This is a genomic window from Roseiarcus sp. (assembly GCF_052145395.1).
Classification (GTDB): domain Bacteria; phylum Pseudomonadota; class Alphaproteobacteria; order Rhizobiales; family Beijerinckiaceae; genus Roseiarcus.
On the sequence record NZ_JBKQOT010000900.1, the window covers coordinates 1 to 3,675 of the forward strand.

Sequence of the window (3,675 nt, forward strand, 5' to 3'; positions counted from 1 at the left end):
GACGTCCAAGTCGCTGTCGGGCGACGCGTCCCCTGCCCGGCTCCCAAAGACGACGATCCGAGACGCGGCCGCCGCAGTCGCCGGATCCGTCCGAAAGCATCGCCAGCCTGGGGCCCGCGATTTCCATAATGCCTTCTCGTTTCGTCGTCGCTATGGGACCGCCGCTGCGCGCAAATAGCGGGCGCCGCCGGACGGATTGGCGAACGCGACAAATGGGGTCTTTTGCTACCGTTCGCGCTCGCTCTGGCCCGGCAGGACGGCGCCACAAGCCGTCGTTCCCCGTGCAAGCTTCGAACGCAATGACGTGCTTGCGGCGCAAAGATTGGGGTTTACGCAATGAGGCTGTCGGTCCGCAATCTGATCGGGGTCCGCGATCGGCCAGGTGAGCAAGGTGACGACGACGGCTGTTCTCGACCTTGTCGCCGGCCGGGTCCGAGATGCTGCGCGACCGGTCAGAGAGGGGATGGTCGCCGATGCTTCGTCTTGCGACGCCGACGGATGTCGGCGACGCCGCAGCGTTGCTGTGCTCCGAACAGGCCGGATCCATCGCCGGGCAAAGCCTCGCCGTGGACGGAGGCGCCTCGCCTGCCTGCCCCGACCTCCCGCTGGACCTCCAGCGCCGCTGACGCGGCGTCGAGACATTGTCGAGCGCCGAGCTGACTTCATGACGTTGGCCGGCGCGTTACAGACCAGATGGAAGCGATCGAATGTCAAAACCTGAAGCGAGAGCGGTAGTCCAACGGCGCGACGGCGAGCACCCGGAGGAAGCTGCGGCGCATGGTGTCCTCCGAGCCGAAGCCGCAACGCTGCGGAATGCGCTTGGCCGGCGTACGCGACTCGAAAGCAGACGCCGCGCCGCGTCCACTCTCAGCCGCGCGATGGCGCGGGCGGGTGTCTAGTCGGTCGCCTCTGCGTATTGACGGCTGAAACTGCGCTCGCTCATGCCGACCTGCTCGGCCAGGACCGAGAGCGAAAGGTCGCCGCCGAAATTGCCGTTGATCCAGTCGTGCAGGGCGCCGAACCGGTCGTCGACTGTCTGCATCGCCAGAGCGGCGCTGAACTGCGCCGGTCCGCCCGGACGCTTGAGGAAGACGACAGATAGCGGGCCACGGCGAGCGTCACGGAGCAGCCGAGGTCCTCCTCGACGAGCGCCAGCGCAAAAGCGATCCCGGCTGTCACCCACGCCGCCGTCCAGACCGGGCCATCGCACACGAAGATCGGATCCGGCTCGACGCACGGCCGGAAAGCGCTAGGCGAGCCTGGCGCAGAACTTCCAATGGGTCGCGGCGCGGCGGCCGTCCAAGAGGCCGACAGCCGCAAGCAGAAAGGCGCCGGTGCAAACGGAGGCGGCGCGACGCGCCTTGGCGGCGCGCCGCCCCACCCAGTCGACCAGCGCCCGATCTTCGGCTGCCGCCTGGGCCCCCTCGCCACCGGCGACGAGCATGGTGTCAAGCGTTTCATTGTCCCGGGTGAGCGGACCCGCTGTGGGCGTCATCCCGGCGGAGGATGTCGCGCCTTCGCCGCTTCTGCCCACGACCTTGAGCTGATAGGGCGAAGCGCCGCCGGCGTCGACGACCAGATCGTTGGCGCTTGCGAACACCTGAACCGGCCCCGTGACGTCGAGCAACTGCACGACGGGGTAAGTGAGCACCTCGACGACCCGCACCGGGTCTGGCGAGAAACGAGGGGCCTTTGGCATTTCCGACGGATCTTGCGCGGCTAGGCTCGTTTCGTCTTGTCCACCGCTCATCCTCAGCCGGGCGCGATGATCGCGCTCGATGCTCACCTGCAGATCGGCTCGCTCGTGTTCGAGGGCGTCGATCAGATCGACCTCACGGGACCTTTCGAGGCGCTGTCGCGCATCCCGAACGCGACGTACCGGATCTACGGCAAGACCGCGACGCCCGTTCGCGACCTCAAGGGGCTGCAGCTTACGCCCGATGCGACCCTCGCCGATGCGCCCCGTTGGACGTCCTTCATGTGCCGGGCGGCTACGGCCAGGAGGTGTTGATGGAGGACGGCGAGACGCTGGGGTCGGTGTGCACGGGCGCGCTGCTCTGCGGCGCGGCGGGCCTCCTCAAGGGACGCCGGGTGACCACCCACTGGTCGGCGATGCATACTGCTGCCGTACTTCGGCGCGATCCCTGTCAAGGAACGGGTAGTCGTCGACGGCGCATGGGTCTTCGCCACGGGCGTTACGGCGGGCATTGACGGCGCCTTGCGGCTCGCCGGGGAGCTACGCGGCGATGACGCCGCCCAGACCATTCAGCGGCACATGGCCTATGCGTCGGAGCCCCCCTTCGACAGCGGAACGCCGGAGACCGCGCCGCCCGCGATTCTGGAGAAAGCGTTGCGATCGGCGCGAGCCATCACCGCGCAGCGCGAGCAGACCGCTCGGCGCATCGCAGCCAAGCTCGGCGTCGCGGTTCCAGCCGAGGCAATGGAGTCACCTGTCGGCGGCAGCCGCGTTCGGCGAGAACGAAGGATGGATTGGCGAACCCGCCATGCCTCGGGCGCTAGATTGATCAATTGATCCCCAATCACAATCGGACTTGGAGCGCCAGGCCATCCGCGATGGTCGCTTGCCGAGGGACAGCAAGTTCGCCGCGCTGTCGGTGTCGCGCAGCACCTAAACTAGCGAATCGCAAATAAGGTGCTTTTTTATGGCATCTATTTTGCAACAGTCTGAACGGCCTGATCGCCGCACAAGATGTCTTTCACAACGTGGTGAGCGATCGGCGGCAGCGTCGGGTAATAGTTGGGCTAGAATCCTCAATCCTATACATATTTCACTTGGCACAGCACCAAATATGAGCTCATCTCATATTTCACGGAGCTTGCCAGAGAGCAGGTCTCGGATTTCTTCCGACCGCATCTCTTCGTCAACACGCCGGACATCAATCCCTTCTTTCTGCAAACCGGCGGCCGCCCGGCATTCCTGATCCGGGCCGCGCTTGCTTGCACGCTCTCCGGGCTTTGGGGCATGTACAATGGCTCCGAGCTTTGCGAAGCTGGCGCGCTGCGAGGCCGGGAGGAGTACATCGATTCCGAGAAATATCAGATCCCGCTTGGGACTGGGACCGGCCCGGCAATATCAAGGCCGAGATCACTCTCGGCTGAACTAGATCCGCTGCGCCAATCCGGCGCTCCACAGCCATCGCGGGCTCGAGTTCCTCAACGCTTTCGACGGAGCCGTACCTTACTATGCGAAAAGCACTCCCGACGGGCGCAATGCACTTCTGGTCGCGGTCAACCTCGATCCAGGGCGGGCGGTTGAAACGGAACTCGAGGTTCCGCTCTGGCGCTTCGGCCTGCCGGACCAGCCGGCGATCGGAGCGGACGGTCTGATGCGCGCACAGTCGCTTATTGTCCGCGGCAAGCGCCAACGGGTGCGACTCGACCCTAAAGACCTCCCCTTCGTCATCTGGCGGCTCGAAATCCCCGATGGGCGCCGCTACGGGCAGGCGTCATGAGCCAGAACAAGCGCCAAACCCGTCCGCGGGCCGCCGATCCGCTCTGGTATAAGGATGCGGTCTTCTATCAGGTGCACGTGAAGTCGTTCTTCGATTCGAACAACGACGGCGTGGGCGACCTGCGCGGGTTGACCGGAAAGCTCGACTACATCGCCGAGTTGGGTGCGACTGCGATCTGGCTCCTGCCCTTCTACCCGTCGCC

The 3,675-nt window shown here is 65.4% G+C and carries 3 protein-coding genes and 2 pseudogenes; 4 read left to right on the forward strand and 1 reads right to left on the reverse strand.

The window, feature by feature from the left end; translation table 11 throughout:
* The first annotated feature begins 437 nt into the window (after positions 1-437).
* Entirely contained in the window at positions 438-626 is a 189-nt protein-coding gene (locus tag ACLP25_RS31190; protein WP_442472964.1) for an SDR family oxidoreductase, read from the forward strand.
* 84 nt (positions 627-710) lie between these two features.
* Here ACLP25_RS31190 and ACLP25_RS31195 read toward each other — a convergent pair.
* Positions 711-1,699: pseudogene (locus tag ACLP25_RS31195) on the reverse strand (GlxA family transcriptional regulator).
* Between the two features lie 66 nt (positions 1,700-1,765).
* On the opposite strand from ACLP25_RS31195, the pseudogene ACLP25_RS31200 reads away from it, so the two are divergent.
* The 3 genes and pseudogenes from ACLP25_RS31200 to ACLP25_RS31210 all read left to right on the forward strand — a co-directional run.
* A pseudogene (locus tag ACLP25_RS31200) lies at positions 1,766-2,422 on the forward strand (DJ-1/PfpI family protein); the annotation flags it as partial.
* A 703-nt stretch (positions 2,423-3,125) separates the two neighbouring features.
* Positions 3,126-3,473, forward strand: a complete 348-nt coding sequence (locus ACLP25_RS31205; protein WP_442472965.1) for a hypothetical protein — start codon at positions 3,126-3,128, stop codon at positions 3,471-3,473.
* A partial coding sequence (locus tag ACLP25_RS31210; RefSeq protein WP_442472963.1) for an alpha-amylase family glycosyl hydrolase occupies positions 3,470-3,675 on the forward strand: 206 nt, incomplete at its 3' end. The genes ACLP25_RS31205 and ACLP25_RS31210, both read left to right, overlap by 4 nt.

What these genes read in the sequence shown, in the direction of transcription:
- ACLP25_RS31190 (WP_442472964.1), top strand. Translation starts at nt 438, where the DNA reads ATGCTGCGCGACCGGTCAGAGAGGGGATGGTCGCCGATGCTTCGTCTT.